Annotated in this window: 4 protein-coding genes; all 4 read left to right on the top strand. The window is 61.3% G+C overall.

From position 1 onward, the window contains the following. On the top strand, nucleotides 1-1,414 hold a 1,414-nt coding region (locus tag MPRO_RS02835; protein WP_067286659.1), incomplete at its 5' end, for a phage baseplate assembly protein V. Further along, entirely contained in the window at nucleotides 1,411-1,752 is a 342-nt protein-coding gene (locus tag MPRO_RS02840) for a hypothetical protein (protein WP_216821222.1), read from the top strand. The genes MPRO_RS02835 and MPRO_RS02840, both read left to right, overlap by 4 nt. Continuing rightward, nucleotides 1,752-2,183 carry a GPW/gp25 family protein gene (locus tag MPRO_RS02845; protein WP_067286663.1) on the top strand — a complete coding sequence of 144 codons (432 nt, stop codon included), beginning with the start codon at nucleotides 1,752-1,754 and terminating at the stop codon, nucleotides 2,181-2,183. The genes MPRO_RS02840 and MPRO_RS02845 overlap by 1 nt, the downstream gene beginning before the upstream one ends. After that, the coding region (locus tag MPRO_RS02850) for a hypothetical protein (protein WP_216821223.1) at nucleotides 2,183-2,445 on the top strand (263 nt) is incomplete at its 3' end. The genes MPRO_RS02845 and MPRO_RS02850, both read left to right, overlap by 1 nt.

Here is a 2,445-nt window from a genome sequence, read left to right on the forward strand (position 1 = left end):
CGCGGGTGCGGCTGCGATGGCACCAGGCGCTGCCCTGCGCATCAGCGTTGAAGGTTTTCAGGACCCCCTTTTCGTGGGTCAGGTGACCGCAGTGGATTTTGTTTACGGGCCCGATGCGCCGCAGCAGGTGCGGGTGCGGGGATATGACCTGCTGCATCGATTACGCAAGCGCCAGCCGGTTAGCACCCACGTGCAGGTATCCCTTGCAGAGCTTGTACGCACACTGGTCGCCGATCTTGGCGTGCGTGTGCAGGCATCGTCGGACAGTCCAGTGCAGCAGCAGCTGGTGCAATATCGCCAGTCTGATCTCGACATGATCACCGAACTGGCTGATCGCTGCGGGCTTTATTTCACGCTGCGCGACGACGTCCTGCATATTCTGACGCTGGAGGGGACCGGCATCCCGGTGGCATTGTCGCTGGGATCATCCCTGCTGGAGGCGCGCATCGGGGTGAATAGTGATCTGGCGTGTCGCAGTGTGGAGGCCCGGGGCTGGGATCCCTGGCATGCCGAGCCTCACCGTGGGCGGGCAGATGCGCCCCGGGTCGGACGAGAAGTCGACGCCCGCATTGATCTGGATAGGGTCGGTGGATCGGGTCAGCGAGACATCGTCGATGTTGCCGTGCAGGGTGACCGCCAGGCTGAGGGTCTGGCTCAGGCGGAGCTGGATCGCAGAGTCGCCAGCGAAGTGACCCTGTGGGGAGTGGCCGATGGCAACCCGGGATTGCAACCCGGCACACCGGTCGAAATCCACGGCGTCGCTGCTGCGCTCGAAGGTCGCTATATCCTCACGGCTGTCACTCATGTACTTGATCGACAGCAGGGGTTTCTCTCCGAGATAGATACTGCGCCGCCTGTCATCAGGGCACCGACCCAGGGCAGCAGCATGACGCTGGGCCAGGTGACCCGGGTGGATGACCCCGAAGGGCTTGGGCGGGTGCGGGTGATGTTGCCCAATTACGACGAAATTGAGACCGGCTGGCTGGGGGTGGTTGTACCCGGAGCGGGGAGCGGCAAGGGGCTTATCGCGCTGCCGGATGTGGATGATCGGGTACTGGTACTGTTTGTGAATGGTGAGCCTGCCCAGAGTCTGGTTCTCGGGGGGCTTTATGGCACCCAGGCACCGCCGGACAGCGGTGTCGAGGCAGGAGCCGTGCGTCGTTTTACGCTGGTAACACCGGGCGGGCAGCGGCTGCTGCTTGATGATGTGCAGGAAACCCTGCGCATCGAATGCAACGACGGCAGCTTTTTGCAGCTGTCTCCCCAGGAGGCCCGTATGGGCGACAGCCAGGGTAGCCTGATTGAACTCACGCAGGATCGCTGTCGCATTCACGCTGCCACCCGGCTTGAGATCGAGGCACCGGGGCAGCCGGTTGTAATTCGCGGGCAGTCAATCGATTTTGAGAGGGCATGATGCAGCTGTTAACCGAGGATGCCATATTGAACTGCGATCATGAACTGGGAATCGTCAATATCCTGGCAACCCAGAGCTGGGTGACAATCGCGCACCGACGAATTCTGGTTGCGACCGACCCTGAGCAGCGGCCGATTGTTGGCTGTCCCATGTACGGGCCGACGGTAAAACCCTGCAGTAATACGCTCAAGGTAAGGTCGGGCTACTCGGATTTGCTGCGCATCGACGGTAAGCGCGTCTGTCTGGATACGGTGATCGGGCTGACCGACGGTACGCCACCTGGGATGGTCAATTACAGTGTCCGCACCCCGGGCCAGTCGCTGGTCAGGGAGGTCTGATGGCGACGCCCTTTTACCGAGCCTGGTGTTTTGTTCACCCCGATTTCGACCTTGTCGAAGACGCGCCCGGGTTAAGGGTTTCGCGTACCGGCGGCATCGATATGGTGGAGGCCAATGCCTCGGTGCGTCAGGCCATCCTGCTGTTGCTGACGACAGCGCCCGGCGAACGTCTGATGCGACCGGATTATGGCTGCGATCTGCATCGCCTGCTGTTCTCGCCAAATGACGCTACGACACAGGGGCTGGCTATTCATTACGTGCGCCAGGCGTTGCAGCGATGGGAGCCACGTATTGATATTCTGCGCCTTGATGCTGACTGTAACGCGGCAGATCCCGGACGGATGGACATCATGCTTGATTACCGGGTTCGGCGCACTTTGCATCAGGATGGCCTGGTCTTGGCGCTGCAACTCAGTTTGGAGGGGAGCTGATGCCGCTTCAATCACCTAATCTCGATGACCGCCGTTTTGCTCAGCTCGTCGAGGATGCACGCCGGCTTATTGTGCAGCATTGCCCCGACTGGACTGATCTGACGCCGGGCGATCCGGGCATGACCTTGCTGGAGGCGTTCGCCTACCTCACCGAGATCATGATCTATCGCCTGAATCGGCTGCCGGACAAGGCTCATATAGAGTTCCTGCGTCTGATCGGTGTGCGTTTGCAGCCTCCGGCGGCGGCGGCGGGCATATTGCG

The organism is Marinobacterium profundum (assembly GCF_001528745.1).
Lineage (GTDB): Bacteria > Pseudomonadota > Gammaproteobacteria > Pseudomonadales > Balneatricaceae > Marinobacterium_A > Marinobacterium_A profundum.